The sequence below is a fragment of the Sphingobacterium lactis genome (assembly GCF_051951495.1).
Classification (GTDB): Bacteria; Bacteroidota; Bacteroidia; order Sphingobacteriales; family Sphingobacteriaceae; genus Sphingobacterium; species Sphingobacterium lactis_A.
Genome location: NZ_JBNHAS010000018.1, coordinates 1 through 335 on the forward strand (window position 1 = coordinate 1; position 335 = coordinate 335).

At 51.6% G+C, this 335-nt stretch carries 1 rRNA gene; it reads right to left on the reverse strand.

Features of this window, described 5'->3' with window-relative positions:
- Positions 1-335, reverse strand: a 23S ribosomal RNA gene (locus ACP6L2_RS18160); the annotation flags it as partial.

Consider the following 335-nt stretch of genomic DNA (forward strand, 5'->3'; position numbering starts at 1 on the left):
TCAAGCAAGCTTATGCCATTGCACTCCCCGTACGGTTACCAAGCGTACTGAGCTTACCTTTGAAAGCCTCCGTTACCTTTTTGGAGGCGACCACCCCAGTCAAACTACCCACCAAACAATGTCCTCGGCACGGCCGAGTTAGAAACCGAATACAGAAAGGGCGGTATTTCAAGGTCGTATCCGCGATTCCTGGCGAAACCGCTTCAAGTACTCCCGCCTATCCTACACATCCTGTACCCAATCTCAATGTTAAGCTATAGTGAAGGTTCATGGGGTCTTTCCGTCCCGTTGCGGGTAACCGGCGTCTTCACCGATACCACAATTTCACCGAGCTC